A 19,900-nucleotide genomic window follows, 5' to 3' on the forward strand; every position below is an offset into this window, starting at 1 on the left:
TGAGCCGCGCGTGGCGGGTCACTTCTCGTCCAACGGCACCTTCCCGTTCGGGATGACCGCGCTGGGCGCCGTCTCCCCCCGCTGCGGCGGCCACAGCTCGTGCCACCGCAGCTCCGACTCCAACTGCGCGGCCAGCGAGATCAACAGCGGCTCGCTGTTCGCCGGCCCGAGCAACTGCCCGCCGACGGGCAGATCGCCCACGAACCCGGCGGGGACGTTGACACCGGGCCAGCCCAGCACGTTCCACGGCCAGGCGTAGGGGCAGGCCGCGATCATCGCCCGGTCGGTGGCGAAGCCGCCGAGGCCGAGCATCGCGCCGATCCGGGGCGGGGGAGCGGCCGTTGTGGGCGCGAGGACGACGTCGTACGACTCGTAGAACCTGCCGATACGACGGTGCAGGACCGCCTCCGCACGCCGCGCCGCCCGCAGCGGGAGCCCGCCGAGAAGCCGGCCGAGGCGGGCGGCGCTGCGGGTGCGCGGGTCGAGCAGCGCGGGGAAGGGGACTTCGTCGGCCCACTCGGCGATACCGGCCGTCGCACGCGGGACGAAGGTCAGCCCGATCTGGCCGTACGGCGGATCGGCCTCCTCGACATGGTGCCCCAACGCGCTGAGCTTCTCGGCGAGTTGGACGATCCTGGCCCGCACCTGCGGATCGAGTCGGGCGGGCACGGCGGTGAATGGCGGCCTGAGGGAGAGCGCGACGCGCAGCCGGCCGGGGTCGCGGCCGACGGCCTCGCAGGCGTCGACCGCGGGCGGTCGGTGGGGGTCGAGTTCGTGGTTGCCGGCGGCGGCGTCCAGCAGGAGGGCCGCGTCGGCGACCGTACGGGCGAGGGAGCCGTTGACGGTGATGCCCTTGAAGGACTCGCCGCGCGGCCAGGTGGAGATGCGCCCGCGCTGCGGTTTGATGCCGATGAGGTGGGTCCAGGACGCGGGGATCCGCACCGAGCCGGCGCCGTCCGAGCCGAGCGCGGCGGGGACCAGCCCGGCGGCGACGGCGGCGGCCGAACCGCCGGACGAGCCGCCCGGCGTGTGGTCCCGGTGCCATGGATTGCGGGTGGCGCCGAAGGCGGGCCCCTCGGTGAACGGCCACTGTCCCAGCTCACAGGTGTTGGTCTTGCCGACGATCACGGCCCCGGCCGCCCGCAGCCGCCGTACCGCCTCCCCGTCCTCGGCGACCGGCGGGAACTCCCCGCGGCAGCCGAACGCGGTCGGTTCGCCCGCGACGTTCATGTCGTCCTTCACCGCGACCGGCACACCGAGCAGCGGCAGGCGCAGCCCGGCCGCGAGCTTCTCGTCCGCGGCCGCCGCCTCGGCGAGAGCGGCCTCGGAGCGCACCACCCGGAAGGCGTTCAGGGACTCCTGGCTCGCCTCGATCCGCGCGAGCGCCCCGGCGACGAGGGACTGCGACGTCACCTCCCCGCCGGCCAGCGCACGGGCGGACTCGGCCAGGCCTGCGGCACGGTCGGGCGTCATACGGGCACCTCCGGGACGACACTGTCTACCGAACGGTAACCTCCGGTCGCCGGGGGCGGAACGTTTTCGACCGGTGCGGCTCCCAGGTTCACCACAGGTTTCTCCCAGGTCTCGCCTCCCGTGCGCAAACCATTGACGCGCCCGAGCCTCACCCCTACTTTCTGATCGAATTCCCGAACTACGTTCGAAATGTCGGACGTTACGGACGTGTGCTTCGGGATCGTCCCTTGAGCCCCAGGGAGAGCCGCACGTGACCAGACGTCCCCACACCCCGTCCCGCCGCACCCTGCTGCGCGCGATGGCCGCCGTGCCGGCCTCGGCGCTGATCCTGGGCGAGGCCCCCGGTCTGCTCGGCACCGCGCTGGCGGCCGCCCCGCCGAACGGCTCGGCCACCCGCTACTCGATCGTGCCGTTCCTGAACAGCAACGACGGGACCGTGAACGTCTACCAGTCGGACGACGCCACCGACTTCCGTCTGGTCAGGGCCTCCGCGTACACACCGCCGAGCAACCGCATCCGCGACGCGAGCATCATCAGGCACACCGACGGCTACTACTACATCACCTACACGACCCACACCTGGCAGGACACCAGCACCACCATCGGCTTCGCGCGCAGCAGCGACCGGGTCAACTGGACGTTCCTGTACGACTACCCGGTCCCGATCGCGGGCCTCTCCCGCGCCTGGGCGCCGGAGTGGTTCGTCGACAGCGACGGCAGCGTGAACGTGATCGTGTCGTGCTCGACCGCCAACGACCAGTGGATCTTCACGCCGTATCTGCTGAGGGCGACGAACTCCGCGCTGACGGCGTGGAGTTCACCTCTCGCGCTGTCCGGCATCGGCGCGAACCACATCGACACGTACATCGTGAAGATCGGCTCCACCTACCACGCCTTCACCAAGAACGAGACGACCAAGTACATCGAGTACGCGACGGCGTCGTCGCTGACCGGCCCCTACACCATCTCGAGGACCGGCGACTGGGCGGGCTGGGGCAGCTACCGCGAGGGCCCGTCCGTGATCCAGCTCGACAACGGCGCCTGGCGGATGTTCTTCGACGGCTACGGCGACGGCACGTACTACTACAGCGACAGCTACGACACGTTCGCCACCTGGTCGGCCCCGGCCGCACTGCCGGTCGTCTCCGGCACCGCCCGCCACTTCACGGTCATCAAGGAGACGGTCTCGGGCGGCCCGGCCCTGGCGAAGAACGTCACCCGCTCCTTCCGGTCGGGCAACTACTCCACCCGCTACTGGCAGACGCAGTCCTCCCTGCTCAACCTCCCGGTGGTCAGCGGCTCCAGCACCACCGCCGAGAAGCGGGCCGCCACCTTCACGGTCGTGGCCGGCCTCGCCGACGCCAACGGCTGCTCCTTCCGCGACGCCTCCGGCAACTATCTGCGCCACTACGACTTCCGAGCCCGCTTCGACCCGAACGACGGCACGTCGATCTTCGCCCAGGACGCCACGTTCATCGCCCGAGCCGGCGCCCAGAGCGGCTCGATCCGCTTCGAGTCGTACAACTACCCCGGGTGCTACCTGCGGCACTACAGCTACCAACTGCGCGTGGACCGCACGGACGGGACGGAGCTGTTCCGGCAGGACAGTTCGTTTGTGCCGGTGGCGGCCTGGGCCTGAGCTGGGGCATTGCTGACCTGGGAAGTCGGCTTGAGGGATCCCGGCTGTGGCATGGGCGTTGAGCGTCGGATCGAGTCGCCGTCCGTGGGGAGGAGTGGGCTCCGTTGGTGAGTAGTCCGTGGTGCTAGCGAGTGGGCCTTGCGGTACGACATGGCACATGTCGTAGGAACCGTCTTTGGGCGTCCACGTGGTCCGAAGCGGCACCGTTTGCGTAGGCGGATTCCCTGAGGTCCGGGAGCGTGTACGGAGTTGGTGACACGGGGCGTGACACGTGAGGCGCCTTTGGCGCCCTGGTTCGACAGGGATTCAGTGCAGACGGGGGCCTGATACGACGGGCCTCGCCGACTTGCTCCGGCGAGGCCGGTCGTGCATGTGCTGAGGCCGCCCTGGAAATGCCTCCGCTTCGGAGTTCAGAGGAGCGGGGGAGGGGCGACGTCGTGGTCGGTTGTCCCGGAAGAGACCAGGCGACCCCGTGACCTGCCACGCTGGGCGGCTGCGCGTCGCTGGCCTGCGCAGATGACCTTTCGGCTGTTTCGCGCTCGTGCCCGTTGACGCAACCGGAAGTCCCAGAGAAGTCCCACGGAACTCCCACTGCCGACGGCCACTCTTTCGGCGTTGTGCAGGGTGAGGATGACGTCCCCTCGGGTGGTGTGGCCGGGTCGCCTTCGTGATGGCGCAGGTCCCGACGGTGATCGGCCCGGCATCCGCGAACCCGGCGGGGACGTCGCCGTGACCATCTCGCGCAGCGGTCCGGGAGGTCCGGGAGTTGGTCGATCGTCTGGTTGCCGAGGGGGGTCCGTCCTGCCGACCTCGATGACGACGAGGTCGCCCCTTGAACCGGCTTCCGGAGATGCCGGCTCCCGGACGACGCCGGACGAGCCAGAGGTATACCTGGGCGGGTGGAGTCCGGGCTGTGGCTGCCCAGGTGGGCGTCGGTCCGGGACGGCTGGTGGAAGTGCCGTACCGGACCGATGGAGGTCACGCCTCGCGGGAACCCTCGTACATGGCCTCGATGGCCTTGGTGTACTCGCGCTCCACGACAGGCCGCTTGACCTTGAGGCTGGGGGTGAGCTCACCGTGCTCGACGTCGAGGTCGCGCGGCAGTACCGAGAACTTCTTGATGGTCTGCCACCGCTGCAGTTCGCCGTTGACACGCTGCACGAAGCCGTCGATCAACTCGTGCACCTGCGGTGACGAGACGACCTCCGCGTAGCTGCGGCCTTCGAGGTCGTGGGATGCCGCCCACGGCATGATGACGGTCTCGTCCAGGGCGATCAGAGCGGTGCAGTAGTTGCGGCCGTTGCCGATGACCAGCACGTTGCTCACGAACGGGCAGACGGCCTTGAAGCGCCCCTCGATCTCCGTGGGAGCCACGTACTTGCCGCCCGAGGTCTTGAACAGGTCCTTCTTGCGGTCGGTGATCCGGACGAAGCCGTCGCCGTCGACCTCGCCGATGTCGCCGGTGTGGAACCAGCCGTCGCTCTCCAGTACCTCGTCGGTCTTCTCCGGAAGGTTGTGGTAGCCGCGCATGATTCCGGGGCCTCGGAGAAGGATCTCGCCGTCGTCGGCGATGCGGACCTCGGTCCCGGGAAGGGGTTTGCCGACGGTGCCGACGCGAAGGTCGTCGGCGGGGTTGACGGTGCAGGCGGCGCTGGTCTCGGTCAGACCGTAGCCTTCGAGGACTGGCACGCCGGCGCCGGCGAAGAAGTAGCCGATATCAGGCGCGAGGGCGGCACTGCCCGAGACGCTACCGCGCAGATTGCCACCGAAGGCAGCGCGGATTTTGCGGTACACCAGCCGGTCGGCCAGGGCGTGCCGCACGGAGAGCCACAAAGGGACCCTGCTCCTCGCGGTCGCCGCCACGGTGTTCTGCTGCGCCCTGGCGTAGTCGCGGGCGATGCGCGCCGCCCAGAGGAAGATCTTGTACTTGGCGCCGCCCTCTGCCCTCGCCTTGCTCGCGATGCCGTTGTAGACCTTCTCGAAGATCCGCGGTGCGGACGCCATCACGGTGGGCCGGACGGCGGGCAGGTTGGTGATGATGCGGTCGACACGCCCGTCCACGGCCATCACATGTCCGGTCCTGATCTGGCCGGATATCAGAGCCTTGCCGAAGACGTGGGACAGCGGCAACCAGAGGAACTGCACGTCGTCGGGGCGCAGCAGCCCGCTGACCTCCTGCGCGACACCCTGGTAGGACCAGCAGTCGTGGACGAGGCGAACGCCCTTCGGGCGGCCGGTCGTGCCGGAGGTGTAGATGAGGGTCGCAAGCTGTTCCCGCTCGATGGCACCGACGGCTGCCTCGATCGCGTCAGGGTGCTCTTCCAGATACGCGGTGCCGAGCTTCTCGAGTTCGGCGAGGGACAGCACCTCCAGGCCGTCCACGGGTGAGGCGTCCGCCTGTGGGTCGAAGAGGATTGCGTGGTCGAGGCCGGGCAGGCGGTCGGCATGGGCGACCGCCTTGGCCAGCTGCCCGACGTTCTTGACGAAGATCGCCCGGCTGCCTGAGTCGGCGAGGATGTACGCCGTCTCGTCGGCATTGGTGCTGGGGTAGACGGCGGTGGCGGCAGCGCCCGCGCACATGACGCCCATGTCGGCCAGGATCCATTCCACGCGAGTGGAGGAGATCGCCACACGCTCCTCGGGACGCACCCCAAGTGCAAGAAGGCCGGCCGCGATCACCTTGACCCGCGCGCCGGTCTGCGCCCAGGTCAGCGAGTGCCACTGCTCGGTGCCGGAAGAAGCGCCGTCGTCGACAGGCGTGGGGTAGCGGTAAGCCTCCAAGTCGGGCGTGGCCCGGACTCTTGAGAGGAAGAGGTGCGCCACGGAAACGGGGCGGCTTTCAAGAAGGGACTGCGCGGAACTCACAACGACCTCCGTGCCCGGATGCGCCCATCCAGAGACTTGTTAACTGACTGGTAACTCGTAAGCAGAGCTGAGATTAGAGGCAAAACAGCCGACGCGCGAAGTGCATCTGCTCAGACGGCGAGCCACCGAGCCGACCTCTTCGAAGCCGCGCCAGCACGATAGACCCCCTCGCTCACACGCCCGTTCCGGCCCGACACCCCACGCCGAAATGCCGTAGCACAATAGGTCCTTCTACCGACACCACCGATCTGGTGGCGCCTCCGTGCCTGTAGCGGCAAACACGGTCGACAGTGAGTAGTCCGAGGGCGGTCCATCCGCGTGTCGCGTACCTGCGCCGCTCGTTCCTCCCAGCGTCTTCGAGGCGGCGCCGGACCTGCGTCGAGCCGAGCAGCGCGTCGTCATCCCACAAGACGATTCGGGCAGTGCTGGCCATACGCAACACGACTTCCCGAGCATCGGCTCTGGAAGTTCGGTACGGACCCCTGCCGGTGGGCGCAAACAAGCGTGAAGTCGGCGAGGCCGTAGGGCCGTCCGTCCATCTCGAGTGGCACCCGGTGGAAGCCGGGGCGGTAGCGGGTGTACTGACGGGGCCGTGGGACGGGCGTCGGATGCTGTTCACCAAGGGGCAGGCCGCGGGCGGTCAGTTCGAGGTCTTCGGCGTGAGGCGCTACGACATGCTCCCGTACGACCTGGGGCAGGGGCACGCTGTCAGATCCCTGCTGAATCGCGGTCTTGGGCCCGGTCCCACGCCGTGCTGAGAGCGCGCGCCAAGCGAGGCGCTGCGGCTGTGCGCGACCCTCACGTACACCAACGGAGGACCAACGGAACGGTCTTCCCTCAGACTGCTGCGCTGATGAGTCTTCGATGAATCGCCGACCGTGGGTGCGCTGCGCGCCGTTCGTCAATGCGCTACAGCAGTGGGTGGAACGTGTAGCGACGGCCTGGTCGAGCGGGCAGAAGCCCAGGGCGGGAGGCCGCTCCCCAGACGGCCCGCCACGGTGGAACGGCGTATGAGGGTTCGTCGGCTGGTCAGACCCCGGACGAGACTTCGGTCTTCCCACCAGAGGCCGCGGCTGTTCCCTGTGTCGCCCGGAGTGTCTTGTTGCGGCGTACGGAGGACAGGAAGGAGGCCGCGATCAGGAACACGCCGACCAGGCCGGTGATGATCTCGCTGATCTCGTGTCGGATCGTCACCAGCAGGATCGCGGCAAGCGCACCGATCGCGTAGTGGGCGCCGTGCTCCAGGTAGACGTAGTCGTCCAGGGTGCCCTCGCGGACCAGGTAGACCGTCAGTGAACGGACGTACATCGCGCCGATGCCCAGGCCGAGGGCCATCCAGAAGATGTGGTTGGTGATGGCGAAGGCGCCGATCACCCCGTCGAAGGAGAATGACGCGTCCAGCACTTCCAGGTACAGGAAGAGGAAGAACGCGGCCTTGCCGGCGAGGGCGACCGCCGAGACCGGTTTGCCCTCGGCCCTGGCCTTCTCTTCCTCCTCGTGTGCGTGCTCCTCCTCCTCTTCGAGTTTGTCCTCGAAGTACCCGGACAGGCCGCCCACGACGAGGTAGGTGACCAGTCCGGCGACGCCGGAGAGCAGCACGGTGGCGGACTTGTCCGCGTGGCCCGTGCTGACGTGGGCGTGGGTGGCGAAGGCCATCGCGGTGGCCAGCAGTACGATCAACGCGACGCACACCGAGAGCATGTCGACCTTGCCGAGTCTGGCGAGCGGGCGTTCCAGCCAGGCCAGCCACTTGATGTCCCGGTCCTCGAGGATGAAGTCCAGGAAGATCATCAGCAGGAACATACCGCCGAAGGCGGCGATCGCCGGGTGGGCGTCGGTGACCAGGTCCTCGTAGCGGTTCGGGTCGTCGAGGGCGAGCTGCACCGCCTCGACGGGGCCGACCTTGGCGCTGATGGCGACGATCACGACCGGGAACACCAGCCGCATGCCGAACACCGCGATCAGGATGCCGACGGTGAGGAAGATCCGCTGCCAGAAGGCGTTCATCTTCTTCAGGATCCCGGCATTGACCACCGCGTTGTCGAAGGACAGCGAGATCTCCAGGATCGACAGGATCAGGACGACCCCGAACGCCTCCCATCCCCACTGCCACGCGGCGAAGGCAAGACCGCCCGCTGTTACGGCGAACGACCAGCCGAATGTCCTCAAGATCATGTCTTTCCCATGCGGTCGGAGTAAGTCAGTCGGAGTGAATACGGAGGCTGGAGGTCTCCGGCGCTGCTCGTGTCACGACGCCAGCCGGTCGAGATGGCTTGTGGGCGCGTGGGGTGCTACCTCGAACCAAACGGTCTTTCCCGTGGCCGTGGGTGTACTGCCCCAGTCGGCCGCCAGAGCCGCGACCAGCAACAGGCCGCGGCCGCTCTCGGCGTACGGCCCGCCACCATGCGAGGCCGGGAAAGGGCGAGCCGTGTCGGCCACCTCCACCCGCAGCCGGGCCCTCGTCCAGCTCACGACGGCGCTGTACGGGCCGGTGGCGTGCCGCAGCGCGTTGGCGATCACCTCGCCGGAGAGCAGCGCCAGGTCATCCAGCGTCTCGTCCGGAAGCGGCAGACCCCAGTCACGGACCGTCGACAGGACGAGCCGACGAGCCGTGGGAACGGTCTCGTCCCCCGCGCTGAGGGTGAATCCGCGGCGCAGGGGTTCTCTGTGGAAGTTCACCATGATCATCCCTTGACGGGTGCGCTCCCCGGTGCGGACCGGGCTGCGACACCACGGACACGGTCGGCGCGGGCGTGGGGCGGCAGGCATATGGAGAAGGGGCTGGCAGTGGTTTCCGGGAGCGGCCGGATGGGCTTGTCGTTCGCGCGTGTTGGTGCGTTCTCGCCGGGAGAGGCTGACCCTGCCCACGATGGCTGGCGTGGCCGGCCCGGCCCGGAAGCACCGGGCCGGCCACCTTCCCCTATGTCTGACTCAGGACTTCTGGGCGAGGGCTTTCAGCGCCTTCTCCGCGCCGGGGTTCAGCGGGACGGGGGTGACGATCTCAGCCATGTCGAGTTCGATCTCGGCCGCGGCCGCGTTCACCTTCTCCAGGTCGCTCTTCTTCTTGTAGATGAGGTTGACGATCTCGGCGGCGAGGTCCGGGTCGAAGCCCTTCTTCACCAGCAGCACGTTGGGTACCACGATCGTGGGTACGTCCTTGGGCTGGTTGTATACGGACTTGGGGATGGAGCTCGTCTGGTAGACGTCGCCGTACTCCTCGTTCAGAGCAGGCAGCTGCGGTGTCACGTCCAGGAAGCGGACCTCTTTCTTGAGGCTGGTGGTGAGGTCCGTGATGCCGCCGCTGGGCAGTCCGCCCGACCAGAACAGGGCGTCGATCGTGCCGTCCTTCATGGCGTCCACGGTCTCGGGGAGGCCCAGGCGGTCGGCGGAGATGTCCTTGGCGGGGTCCAGTCCTGCGGCCTGCAGCAGCCGGTTGGCGATCACTTCCGTGCCGGAACCGGGGGCCCCGGTGGAGATTCGCTTGTCCTTCATGTCCTTGATGGAGTCGATCCCCGAGTCGGACCGGACCAGCACCTGGGTGTAGTTCGGGTACAGCCGGGTCAGCGCCTCGATGTCCTGGGGGGAGGAGAAGGACTCCTTGCCCTTCACGGCGTCGCCTGCGGTGTCCAGCAGGGAGAAGGCGATGTCGTAGGTGCCGGCGCCGAGGCCCTGGATGTTCTGCACGGACGCGCCGGTGGTGGTGGCGGTGGCCCGGTAGCCGTCGATGTTGTCGGAGATCAGCTCCGCGAGGCCGCCGCCGATCTGGTAGTAGACGCCGGTGGTGGGCCCGGTCGCGATGGTGAGCCGGCCTCCCTTCCCACCACTGCCGGCGGCCGTGTTCTCCGTCTGCTTCCCGCCACCGCAGGCGGTGGCGAGGAGACCTATGGCGAGTGCGGCGGTGGCGAGGCGCAGGGTGCGCATCCGGTGCTTCACGAGGGTCATGAGGGGAGCTGTCCTTCCGTGATGGTGTTCGCCTCTCGGTTCTCACCGGTGGTGGGGACCGAGAGGGCGGGCTGCCTGCGGCGCACCAGATGCACGCCGAGGGCGAGTGCGAGGGCCGCGAAACCCGCGGTGATCGCTACGGGTTCGAGGTACAGGAGGCACAGGGCGGCGGCCGCGCACAGGGCCCGTTCCACCGGTCCTGCCGGGCCGAGGAGCCGGCCTCCGGTGGCGGCGGCCAGTGCGGCCACGGCGAGGGCGGAGACGGCGGTGGTCCACAGGACGCCCCACAGGCCGCCCGTGCCGAGAAGATGGGCGCCGTTGTCGGTGAGGACGAAGGCGAACGGCACCAGGAACGCGGGCAGCGAGTACTTCCAGGTCGCGACCATGGTGCGCATCGGATTGCCGCCGGTGATGGCGGCCGAGGCGGCCGCTGCCATGGCCGTGGGCGGGCTCACCTCGGAGAGCACGGCGTAGTAGAAGATGAACATGTACGCCTCGTGGGTGGCGACTCCCAGTTCGAGCAGGGCGGGCGCGATGATCACCGCGGCGATGATGAAGGAGGCGGTGACCGGGACCGCGAGCCCGAGGATCGACACCGCCACCGCGGCGAAGAGCACGGTCAGGACCAGCGTCACCGTCGGGTTGTCGCCGAGGACCCCGGCGGCGTCGACGATGACCGAGGCCAGGTTCAGGCCGAGGCCGGTCTGGGTGACGACGGCGACGATCATGCCCGCCGCGGCACAGGTCGCGACGACAGGGAGGACCGACTTGCTGCCCTCGGCGAGGGCGGCGTAGAGCCGTCGCGGAGTCATCCTGTGCTTCGGGTCGAGGAACGACAGCAGGAACTGCAGGGCCGTCGCGTAGACCACCGCCCTGAACGGGGGCAGTCCCATCGCCATGAAGCCGACGATCATGAAGAGGGAGAGGAAGTGGTAGCCGAACCGGCCGAGCAGCCGCAGTGCCGAGGTGGGCTCGTCGTCCACCACGGGCTGCGTGTGGTGCTTGCGGGCGTCGATCTCCACCGCGAGGAGGATGCCCAGGTAGTACAGGAGCGTGGGCACCAGTGCGTACAGCAGGACGGTGAGGTAACTCTCCCGCAGGTACTCGGCGATGATGAACGCGGCGGCGCCCAGTGTCGGCGGGGAGAGGATCGCGCCGATCCCGGCGGCCGCGAGGACTCCGCCGCCCTGCTCCTTGCCGTAACCGGCCCGGCGCAGGACGGGCCAGGCGACCGAGCCCAGGCTGACCGCGGTCGCGGTGCCCGAGCCGGAGACGGTGCCGAGGAGGAAGCCCGCGGCGGTCACCGTGCGCCCGGGCGCGCTGCGGGAGCCGCGGAAGGCCGCGAACGACAGGTCGATGAAGAACTTGCCCGCACCGGAGATGTCGAGGACGGCGCCGAAGATGGTGAACAGGACGATGTAGGTGCCGGCCACGTTCAGCGGCACGCCGTAGACCCCGTCGGTGCCCATGAAGAAGTGGGCCGCGATCGCGTCGATGTCGAAGCCGCCGTGCGCCAGCGACCAGTCGTACGGCAGCAGCCCGCCGTAGTACGCGTACACCAGGAAGCTCGCGCAGAAGGCCGGCAGCACCCAGCCGGTGGTGCGCCGGCACGCCTCCAGGACCAGCACGATCATGGCGAGGCCGACCGCCGTGTCCAGCGAGGTCGGCAACTGGCGCCGCTCGATGAAGGCGTCGAACTCCAGCAGCGGATACAGGCACACGGCGAGTGCCGCCGCGGCGAGCAGCCAGTCGAACCAGGCCGGGTTGTCCTGACGTACGGCCGCCTTGCCCGACGCCCCGGCGGGGGTGGTGGCACGGTCACCGCGTCGCCAGGGCAGCAGCAGCGCCGGTACCCGCACCGTCCCGCGGTGGGTCAGGAAGATCAGCGGCAGCGTCCCCGCGAGGAAGAGGGTCAGGTAGTACTGGGTGCCCTTGGCCACCGGAAAGAAGATCGCGTACAGCACGAAGACCGACAGCGCGGCGCACACCACGGACACGGCCGCGGCTACCCCGGGAGAGAGTTTGCGGGCCGGCCGCTCCTGTTCGAACTCGGCCACGAGCTCCTCGGCTGATCGCTGCCTCGGCTCGGGCGGCACCGTTGCCATGCTCATCGCGGCTTCTCCTGGGACTAGGCGGTTCGTGGTGTCCCAGACCGTGGCAGCTGTTTACACGCGGGCAACAGGGCATGCCCGAGGACTTAACGTAGGTTTAGGGTTCAGTGACGGCGGTCACTTCTACGCTCATCGCAATGGCTGTGACCTGCGCGCTCCCTCGGCACCTCTGCCGCCGGGCCTCAGGGCCCGCCGGATTTCAGTAACCGGGAGGCCGTGTGCGGATACTTCTCGTCGAGGACGACAACCGGGTCGCCGACGCCCTCACCGGTGCCCTTCGACGTCACGGGTACGAGGTACGGCGTGCCGCCAACGCCGCCGACGCCCTGGCCGCACCCCCCGCCGATCTCGTGCTGCTCGATCTGGGCCTGCCCGACCGGGACGGCATCGAGGTGTGCCGCGAACTGCGCGCCCGCGGCGGGATACCGGTGATCGCGGTGACCGCGCGGGGCGACGAGCCCGACCGGGTGCGGGGGCTGCGCAGCGGCGCCGACGACTATGTGGTGAAACCGTTCGGGACCGCGGAGCTGCTGGCCCGGATCGAGGCGGTGCTCCGGCGCAGCGTGAGCCAGCGCGCCCACGAGGACCTGCTTGTCGCCGTCGACGGCCTGGAGATCGACCTCGCGCGGCGCACGGTCACCGTGGACGGGGTGAGCATCACCCTGACCCGCAAGGAGTTCGACGTTCTCGCCCTGCTGGCCCGCGCGGGCGGTGCCGCTGTGCCCCGCGACCGGATCGTGGTGGAGGTGTGGCAGACGACGTACGACGGAATGTCCCGCACCCTCGACGTCCATGTGGCCACCCTGCGCGGCAAGCTGGGGCGGGCCGGGGGCCTGGTGCAGACCGTGCGCGGCTTCGGGTACCGGCTCTCCGCGGGTCCGGGGGCGGCCCGTGGTCCGGGGGGTGACGCCGGTCCGGGAGTCGACGGTGGTGGCGCGGAGGCCGGCGGTCCGGCGGCGGCAGGAGAGTGAGGACGCCGGATGCGCCGCCGACTTCTCGTCATCGTCTTCACCCTGGTCGCAGGTTTGATCGTCGCGCTCAGCCTGCCCTTGGTACGGGCCACCGCCGAACGTACGGTCCAGAGCTCGTTCATCGGGCGGGTCGAGGACAGTGCCTGGTTCGCAGACCTGGCCGCCACCGCCCTGGAGTCGGGGCGGACCGGCCGGCTGGAGGCCACCGCCGACCGCTACGCGAACCTCTACGACTCACGCGTCGCGGTGGTCGACGCCGACAGCGAGACCGTGATCGCCTCGCGCCCCGTCGACCTGGCGGAGCCGCAGGTGCGGTCGGCGCTGCTGCTCGCCCTCGCCGACCGGCCTCCCGAGCAGCCCAGTGTGTGGTGGCCGTGGGACGACCGGCCCTTCGTGCTGGCCGAGCCGGTCCGGCGCGACGGCCGGGTGCTGGGTGCCGTGCTGATCGTCTCCCCCACCGACCGCGCGCGTTCCGAGGTGGCCGACCATCTGACGCTGGTGATACTGGGCAGCCTCGCGGCACTGGTCGTCGTGGTGATCGCAGTCGCGGCGCCGGTGGTCCGCTGGGTGCTCCGTCCCGTCCACGACCTGGACCGCGCCACCCATGAGGTCGCCCTCGGGCGCCTGAAGACCCGTGTGTCCGAGCGGGCGGGCGCCCCCGAACTGCGTCGCCTCGCCAGCCACTTCAACGTGATGGCGGACAGCATGCACGCCGCCCAGGAGCAGCAGCGGGCGTTCGTGGCACAGGCGTCCCACCAACTGCGCAACCCGCTGACCGCGCTTCGGCTGCGGGTGGAGAACCTCGAAGAATTCGTGAAGGACCCGCGCGGCCTGAACGAACTGCACTTCGCTGTGGAGGAGGCCGACCGGTTCGGCGAGATGCTCGACGGGTTGCTGCGGCTGGCAAGGGCGGAGGCGTCCGAGGCGGAACGCGCACCGGTCGACGTCTCCGCCGTGGTGAGACACCGGGTCGTCGCCTGGCGGGCGGCCTTCGCCAGCGCGGGCGTCCCGCTCAGCACGACGATTCCCGACGAGGTGAGCGCGCTGTCCCTGCCCGACTCCCTCGACCACGCACTCGACACCCTGCTCGACAACGCCCTCAAGTTCGGCGACGGCGCACCGGTCGACGTCTTGGTTCACCGCCAGCCTGCTGGGGAAGCAGCGGGGACGGTCGATGTGACGGTACGGGATGCCGGTCCGGGCCTGACCGAGGAGGAACTGTCCCAGGCGGGCGGCAGGTTCTGGCGCAGCACACGCCACCAGAACGTCCGCGGCACCGGCCTCGGCCTCGCCCTCACTCGCATGCTGGTCGAGGCGGGAGGCGGCGAACTGCTCCTGGAAGCCGTACAGCCGCACGGACTGTCCGCCACCGTACGGCTGCCCGCCGCGCCCACGCCCCCGGCCGCCGAGCCCTGACCTCAGGGATGTGACTCGCGGTACCAGCGCTCCGCGCCGGGGTGCAGGTCCAGCGGGTATGTGGCGATCGCCGTACGCCGGTCGAGGCGGCGGGCCTCCGGGTGCGCCCGGATGAGCCGGGACTGCCCCTCGAACAGCAGCCTGGTCAGCCAGTACGCCTCCGCCTCCGGCATGTCCCGCCGCACCACCAGGAAGTTCGGCACGCTCACGGTGGTCACCGCGCTCCTCGCGCCGTAGACGACGGCGGGCACGGTGGTCTCCGTGTAGAGCTCACCGTAGGACTCGGTGAGGGCGCCGACCACGTCGCCGAGGTCGACTAGGCGGATCGGTGTGGTCCGGCGCAGCTCCGTGATCGCCGCCGTGGGCAGGCCACCGCTCCAGAAGAAGGCGTCGATCCGCCCGTCGGCCAGGGCGGACGCCGACTCGCGTACATCGAGCCGCTGTCCGGTCACGTCGTCGTCGGCGGAGAGCCCCGCGACGTCCAGGACGCGTTCGGCGACGATCGCGGTGCCCGACCCCTCGGCGCCCACGGAGACCCGCCGCCCGCGCAGCTCCTTCACGCTGCGCACCGGGCTGTCGGCGGGGACCACGAGCTGCACGTAGTTGTCGTACAACGCGGCCAGCGCCACCACGGGCACGCGACCGGTGAAGGGCGCTCGCCCGGCGACGGCGTCCGCGGCGGAGTCGGCGAGCGTGAAGCCCACCCGGGCCGCGCCCGCGCCCACCCGGCGGAGGTTGTCGACACTGCCGCCGGTGTGCAGGACCCGGGCGGAGGCGTCGGGCAGCCGGCGCTCGATGAGATCGGCGTATCCGGCGCCGTACTCCGCGTAGACCCCGCCCCGGTTGCCGGTGGCCACCGTGACCTCGCCCGAAGGATGCGGCGGCGCGTCGCTCCCGCCGCATCCCGCGAGCAGGAGGGCCGCCGTGAGGGCGGTGGCGAACACGCGTGCCAGCCGCATGGAGATCCTCCTCGACCTGCGCAGCCGTGCGCCTGCCGTGCCGGCTGTGCCTGCTGCACCTGCTGTGCCGGCTCGGGCGGTGTGGGGCGCGTACCTGTGGTCCGCCTCGATCAGCCTAACCACCGTGCGGCCTCGCTTCTTAGCCGGAGGTCAGCGGGCCGCACTGCTGGAGGGGGCCGTGACGTCCGCCCGGGCCGGATCCGGTGCGAGCTCTTCCAGGAGGCCCGGCGAGAAGTTGCCGCCGGTGAGGATCGTGCCCAGCGAGCCGGTGCCGAGGTCGTGCCGCAGGGCGGCGGCGACGCCGACCGCGCCGGAGGGCTCGAGGAGGAGTCCCAGGGTGTCGCGTACCGTCCGCAGGGCGAGCAGGATGTCCTCCTCCTCGACGAGGAGCACGTCGTCGACGACCTCGCGCATCCAGTCGACCGCGGCAGGTACGGGGACTCGTACGGCGATGCCGTCCGCCATGGTGCTCACCGGGCCGGTGGCCTCGGGTACCCCGGTGCGCCAGCTCGTCGCCATGGCCGGTGCGCTCGCCGCGCAGACGCCGATGATCCGGGTGCGGGGTGAGCGGGCCTTCGTCCAGCAGCCGATGCCGCTGATGAGGGCGCCGTTGCCGACCGGGACGAGGAGGGTGTCGAGACCGAGCGGGGCGAGCTCGACGGCGATGGTGCCGGCGCCTTCGGCGATGAGCGGCTCGTCGCCGTCCTCCACGAACACCAATTCGGGGCGGGTTTCGGCGTACTCGCGGGCCGCGTCCTTGGCCTCGTCGAAGTCCCGGCCGGTCTGGACGACCTCGGCACCCAGTTCCCGCATGCGGGCGACCTTGTTCGGGTTGGCGTCGTGCGCGGTGAACACCGTCACCGGAACCGAGCGGGCCCGCCCGGCGTACGCCACGGCCTGGCCGAAGTTCCCGGCGGAGGCACAGACGACATGTGCTCCGGCCGTCAGCCGCCGCACATAGAGGTCCGCTCCCCGCCCCTTGAAGGAACGGAGCGGATTCAGCGTCTCCACCTTGACCACGATGTCCCGGCCGAGCGCACGGGAGAGCGCGGCGTCCCGGAACTGGGGTGTGCGCAGGAAGGCCGGGTCGATCCGCCGGGCGGCCTCGTCGATGCTGTCAGGAGACAAACGTGTTTCGGTCATGACTGATCCTAAGCGGCCACCGGGCAAGGGACGGAAGTTCCGTACCGGATTGGGTACTTCCACGGATCCCCTCGGCAGGTGGCCTGTGCCAGGCTCCGCACGGCCCCACCCCGAAGAGGAGCGATCATGCCCAGCCACGACCAGATCAGCCGCTTCTACGGGCTGCCGATCACCCCACGGATGATCGACGCGTCCGAGGAGCGGCTGACCTTGGCCCTGCTGGAGGCGCTTCAAGAAGGCCTGATCAGGGCCTTCCCCGGATACCGTCGTCGGGTGTGGTGCCACCACGTGCCGGACCAGGCTCGCAGGGACTACGGGGCCTTCACCTTGGTAAGCACGAGGTACGGCGGCTCGTCCGGAGCGCGGAACTCCACCGTCCCTCGGCCGCTCGGGTAGAGCTGAACGCCTGTGACCTTGCGGAGTCCGCCATCCTTGATGTCCAGCATGATGAAGTCGCTGGACGTGTCACTGCTGATGTACTCCCACTGGCCGCTGAAATCGTCAGGGCTGGAGGAATCGTCCGTCGACACGTCAGTGGCGGAGAACGTCCCGTCGGAATCGAGCACGATCTCGCCGCCGGTCGCGTCGTTGTGGTACACGCCGGGCAGTTCGTCGGGGTCGACTGAGCCCATGCCCATACACCCTGAGATGAGTAGCGCGGAAGCGGTCAGGGCAGCGACCAACCACCGTCCACCGGTCCTCTTGCGCATCACGGCCCCAGCGTAACGTTGAACTCGATGACCTGGGTCTTGGGTGACATCGGCCCCGAGTTGCCGACGATCTTGTCGACGAGCGAACCGACGGTGTCGCTCCACAAGTCCGTGTACCCGATGACGGGCGGGCGGGTCGCGGACGCGATGTCCGACTCGTTGCAGGCGGTGTAGCCGTCACACTCGTCACGCCCAGCCAGGAACCTCAACAAGATCGTGTTACGAGCTCTTATTGATCCGAAACGGTAGGTGTTCGGGTCGTTGATCCCTGCGTGAGTTAACTGGTGGGGGACGCAAGGCAGTTGTCGCCGTCGGCGCAGGAGGCCCTTCGGCTGCGGGCGGTGGCCGCGTTGGCGGCGGGCCGGACTCGTGAGGGTGTCGCGGCGGTGTTCCAGGTCTCGCTCAAGGCCGTGGACAACTGATGCGTGAGGTGGCCGGCCGGCGGGCGTGAGGCGCTCGTGGCCCAGCCGCGTGGGCGCCGGGTCGGTGACCATCAGGTTCTCGACGAGGTCGAGCAGCAGGCCATTTGGCAGGCCGTGCTGGATCACCGTCCCTGTGACCTGGGTCTGGCTGGACAGCTGTGGACACGTGCCGGGGTAGGGGACCTGATTGCGAAGCCGTACCGGGTGCGGCTGACCGAGCAGGGGGTGGGTGGGCAAGTACCTGCGCCGCTGGGGCCTGCCCTTCCAGCGCCCGGACAAGCGGGGCGCAAGCCACCCACCCCGTCGCGGCGGCGTCCAGGCAGGCGAGCGCAGCAGCGACCAGCGCACTCGGCCTGGGGTCGTCCGGCCGGTCAGGACCGCCCCCCCCGCCGGCAGGCGTACGCGGAGATGCCGCCGACCAAGGCGTTCCTGTTCCTCACCTTCCTCGGCGGAAACCACACCAGCTACTGGAGCGAAGGCCGGTGCGCCGACTGCCGGGCTGTTCGGCGCACCGCGCCACTGGACTGCTCGCCCCTCGAAGGTCGGATCATCCCGGTGAGCGGTGCCACGGCCTGAGGGCGGTTGGTCAGGAGGCCGGGTGGTCCGTCGCGTCGTCGCGCGTGAGGTAGCGGTGGAGCAGCAGCGCGAACACGCCCGCCGCGATCGGCAGCGTCGTGGCCACGATGCGCCGGATGCCGGCGTCGCCGGTCTGGTCGTAGAGGAAGCCCACCGCGGCGCCGGTGAAGGCGGCCCAGGCCGCGACGCGCACTACCCGGGCAAGGTGCTCCTGGACCTCGCGCTGGCGGTCGCGCTCGGCGGAGACTGCCTCGCCGACGTCGCACTGCTGCGCTCCGAGCCGGCCGTGTTCGGACCGGTGGCCTCCGACTCGACGGTCTCCCGCCTGATCGACACCCTCGCCACCGCCGGGAAGGCGCTGACCGCGATCCGCGCGGCTCGGGCCGAAGTCCGCAGCCGCGTCTGGAAGTTGGCTGCAGATCGGACTCCGGACGCCGACGGGCGGGAGATCATGGACCTGGACGGAGTGCTGGTCATCGCGCACCCAGACAAGCAGGACGCCGCCCCGACCTGGAAGAAGACCTACGACCACCACCCGCTGATGGGGTGCGTCGACCACGGACCGGGCGGAACCGGTGAGCCGGCGGCGGCCCTGCTGAGGCCGGGCAACACAGGCTCGAACACGGCCGCCGACCACATCAGTGCCGCCCGCCTCGCCCTGGCCCAGCTGCCGAAGAAGTACCGGCGCGGGCGGCGGACCCTCATCCGTTGCGATTCCGCAGGCGGCACTCACGAGTTCGTTGCCTGGCTCGCCCAGCGCGGGCGCTGGTTGTCCTACTCGGTCGGCATGGTGATCACCGAGGTCCTCCACAGCCATGTGCTCAAGATCCCGGCATCGGCCTGGACCCCGGCCGTCGAGACGGACGGCGAGGTCCGCGACGGCGCCTGGGTCGCCGAACTCGCCGGCGACGTCCTGGACGGCTGGCTCAAGGGCATGCGGCTGATTGTCCGCGGGGAAGGGCCTCATCCCGGTGCCCAGTTGAGGATCACGGACGTTGACGGCATGCGGATCACCTGCTTCGCCACGAACACCCCCGACCGGCCGATCGCCGAGCTCGAGCTCCGCCACCGGCTGCGGGCCCGCGCGGAGGACCGCATCCGGGCCGCGCGTTCAACCGGCCTGCGCAACCTGCCCCTGCATGACACCGCGCAGAACCAGGTCTGGCTGGAGATCGTTCAGGTCGCTTTCGACCTGCTGGCCTGGATGCCCATGCTCGCCCTGACCGGCAAGGCCCGGCTCTGGGAACCGCGCCGCCTGCGGCTCCGGCTGTTCACCGCCGCCGGCCAACTCGTCACCACCGGCCGTCGCCGCATCCTTCGCCTCGCCCGCCACTGGCCCTGGACCAGCGAGATCACAGATGCTCTTGAACGGCTCGCGCTTCTGCCGAACCCCGGCTGGACAGCGTATTTCGCCTGTCCCTACGAGAAGAGGACCCAGCCCGGGGCAGTGGAACCCGGCGCCCACCCGACGCGACACTCGGGCCGTCCGCATGCCCGCCATCAACCACAGAAGGCGAAACGGTCCATCGACTCAGTCGGCAGACCGTCATGCAAGATCGTTAATGTTTAAGTATTGGATTATCTGGAAACGATAACACGAGATCATATCTGATTAATCTTGCCAATTTCTGCACGAGTGAATCGTCGGCTAAGGCTGGAGCGCTACACTGTCT

General features: G+C 69.6%; 15 protein-coding genes and 1 pseudogene. 5 read left to right on the forward strand and 11 right to left on the reverse strand.

What is annotated here, in order from left to right:
- Positions 1-18: 18 nt before the first annotated feature.
- Positions 19-1,473 carry an amidase gene (locus tag IM697_RS19455; RefSeq protein ID WP_194048975.1) on the reverse strand — a complete coding sequence of 485 codons (1,455 nt, stop codon included), beginning with the start codon at positions 1,471-1,473 and terminating at the stop codon, positions 19-21.
- A 250-nt stretch (positions 1,474-1,723) separates the two neighbouring features.
- Between IM697_RS19455 and IM697_RS19460 the strand changes: the two genes are divergently transcribed.
- Positions 1,724-3,112 (forward strand): glycoside hydrolase family 43 protein, encoded by a 1,389-nt coding sequence (locus IM697_RS19460; RefSeq protein ID WP_194048976.1) that lies wholly within the window; start codon positions 1,724-1,726, stop codon positions 3,110-3,112.
- Positions 3,113-4,090: 978 nt separating this feature from the next.
- Here IM697_RS19460 and IM697_RS19465 read toward each other — a convergent pair.
- From IM697_RS19465 to IM697_RS19485, 5 genes are all read right to left on the reverse strand, one after another.
- The gene (locus IM697_RS19465; protein WP_194048977.1) at positions 4,091-5,977 is read right to left on the reverse strand and encodes an AMP-dependent synthetase/ligase; all 1,887 of its coding nucleotides are present in this window, start codon (positions 5,975-5,977) and stop codon (positions 4,091-4,093) included.
- Positions 5,978-7,006: 1,029 nt separating this feature from the next.
- Positions 7,007-8,152 (reverse strand): DUF475 domain-containing protein, encoded by a 1,146-nt coding sequence (locus tag IM697_RS19470; protein WP_194048978.1) that lies wholly within the window; start codon positions 8,150-8,152, stop codon positions 7,007-7,009.
- A 72-nt stretch (positions 8,153-8,224) separates the two neighbouring features.
- Positions 8,225-8,659: an ATP-binding protein gene (locus IM697_RS19475; RefSeq protein ID WP_194048979.1), complete on the reverse strand. Its 435-nt coding sequence runs from the start codon at positions 8,657-8,659 to the stop codon at positions 8,225-8,227.
- A gap of 249 nt (positions 8,660-8,908) precedes the next feature.
- Complete coding sequence (locus tag IM697_RS19480) at positions 8,909-9,919, reverse strand: TAXI family TRAP transporter solute-binding subunit (protein WP_228044763.1); 1,011 nt, start codon at positions 9,917-9,919, stop codon at positions 8,909-8,911.
- On the reverse strand, positions 9,916-12,030 hold the full coding sequence (locus tag IM697_RS19485; RefSeq protein ID WP_228044765.1) for a TRAP transporter permease: 2,115 nt from the start codon (positions 12,028-12,030) through the stop codon (positions 9,916-9,918). Before IM697_RS19485 ends, IM697_RS19480 begins: the two co-directional genes overlap by 4 nt.
- A 218-nt stretch (positions 12,031-12,248) precedes the next feature.
- Here IM697_RS19485 and IM697_RS19490 point away from each other — a divergent pair, with 218 nt between their 5' ends.
- Together IM697_RS19490 and IM697_RS19495 are read left to right on the forward strand one after the other, a co-directional pair.
- Positions 12,249-13,001, forward strand: a complete 753-nt coding sequence (locus IM697_RS19490; protein WP_194048980.1) for a response regulator transcription factor — start codon at positions 12,249-12,251, stop codon at positions 12,999-13,001.
- A gap of 9 nt (positions 13,002-13,010) precedes the next feature.
- Positions 13,011-14,417 carry a sensor histidine kinase gene (locus IM697_RS19495; protein ID WP_194048981.1) on the forward strand — a complete coding sequence of 469 codons (1,407 nt, stop codon included), beginning with the start codon at positions 13,011-13,013 and terminating at the stop codon, positions 14,415-14,417.
- A 2-nt stretch (positions 14,418-14,419) separates the two neighbouring features.
- Here IM697_RS19495 and IM697_RS19500 read toward each other — a convergent pair whose 3' ends face one another.
- From IM697_RS19500 to IM697_RS19515, 4 genes are all read right to left on the reverse strand, one after another.
- The gene (locus IM697_RS19500; protein WP_194048982.1) at positions 14,420-15,376 is read right to left on the reverse strand and encodes a TAXI family TRAP transporter solute-binding subunit; all 957 of its coding nucleotides are present in this window, start codon (positions 15,374-15,376) and stop codon (positions 14,420-14,422) included.
- Positions 15,377-15,526: 150 nt separating this feature from the next.
- Entirely contained in the window at positions 15,527-16,519 is a 993-nt protein-coding gene (locus IM697_RS19505) for a threonine ammonia-lyase (protein WP_194048983.1), read from the reverse strand.
- A gap of 311 nt (positions 16,520-16,830) precedes the next feature.
- Positions 16,831-17,151, reverse strand: a complete 321-nt coding sequence (locus IM697_RS19510; RefSeq protein WP_228044767.1) for a hypothetical protein — start codon at positions 17,149-17,151, stop codon at positions 16,831-16,833.
- A gap of 77 nt (positions 17,152-17,228) precedes the next feature.
- Positions 17,229-17,777 carry a hypothetical protein gene (locus IM697_RS19515; RefSeq protein WP_194048985.1) on the reverse strand — a complete coding sequence of 183 codons (549 nt, stop codon included), beginning with the start codon at positions 17,775-17,777 and terminating at the stop codon, positions 17,229-17,231.
- 282 nt (positions 17,778-18,059) lie between these two features.
- Between IM697_RS19515 and IM697_RS19520 the strand changes: the two genes are divergently transcribed.
- Positions 18,060-18,227 carry a hypothetical protein gene (locus IM697_RS19520; RefSeq protein WP_194048986.1) on the forward strand — a complete coding sequence of 56 codons (168 nt, stop codon included), beginning with the start codon at positions 18,060-18,062 and terminating at the stop codon, positions 18,225-18,227.
- Positions 18,228-18,237: 10 nt separating this feature from the next.
- On the opposite strand, the gene IM697_RS19525 is transcribed toward IM697_RS19520, so the two are convergent.
- Positions 18,238-18,420 carry a hypothetical protein gene (locus IM697_RS19525; RefSeq protein WP_194050169.1) on the reverse strand — a complete coding sequence of 61 codons (183 nt, stop codon included), beginning with the start codon at positions 18,418-18,420 and terminating at the stop codon, positions 18,238-18,240.
- Here IM697_RS19525 and IM697_RS19530 point away from each other — a divergent pair.
- Positions 18,409-19,623 (forward strand): annotated as a pseudogene (locus IM697_RS19530) (IS1380 family transposase); the annotation flags it as partial. The gene IM697_RS19525 and the pseudogene IM697_RS19530 sit on opposite strands and share 12 nt — an antisense overlap.
- Between the last annotated feature and the right edge of the window lie 277 nt (positions 19,624-19,900).

Source organism: Streptomyces ferrugineus, assembly GCF_015160855.1.
GTDB lineage: Bacteria > Actinomycetota > Actinomycetes > Streptomycetales > Streptomycetaceae > Streptomyces > Streptomyces ferrugineus.

Coding starts and splice junctions, on each gene's coding strand:
- IM697_RS19495 (WP_194048981.1), top strand. CDS start 13,011: ATGCGCCGCCGACTTCTCGTCATCGTCTTCACCCTGGTCGCAGGTTTG.
- IM697_RS19505 (WP_194048983.1), bottom strand. CDS start 16,519: ATGACCGAAACACGTTTGTCTCCTGACAGCATCGACGAGGCCGCCCGG.
- IM697_RS19520 (WP_194048986.1), top strand. CDS start 18,060: ATGCCGCCGACCAAGGCGTTCCTGTTCCTCACCTTCCTCGGCGGAAAC.
- IM697_RS19455 (WP_194048975.1), bottom strand. CDS start 1,473: ATGACGCCCGACCGTGCCGCAGGCCTGGCCGAGTCCGCCCGTGCGCTG.
- IM697_RS19480 (WP_228044763.1), bottom strand. CDS start 9,919: ATGACCCTCGTGAAGCACCGGATGCGCACCCTGCGCCTCGCCACCGCC.
- IM697_RS19470 (WP_194048978.1), bottom strand. CDS start 8,152: ATGATCTTGAGGACATTCGGCTGGTCGTTCGCCGTAACAGCGGGCGGT.
- IM697_RS19475 (WP_194048979.1), bottom strand. CDS start 8,659: ATGGTGAACTTCCACAGAGAACCCCTGCGCCGCGGATTCACCCTCAGC.
- IM697_RS19510 (WP_228044767.1), bottom strand. CDS start 17,151: ATGGGCTCAGTCGACCCCGACGAACTGCCCGGCGTGTACCACAACGAC.
- IM697_RS19500 (WP_194048982.1), bottom strand. CDS start 15,376: ATGCGGCTGGCACGCGTGTTCGCCACCGCCCTCACGGCGGCCCTCCTG.
- IM697_RS19485 (WP_228044765.1), bottom strand. CDS start 12,030: ATGAGCATGGCAACGGTGCCGCCCGAGCCGAGGCAGCGATCAGCCGAG.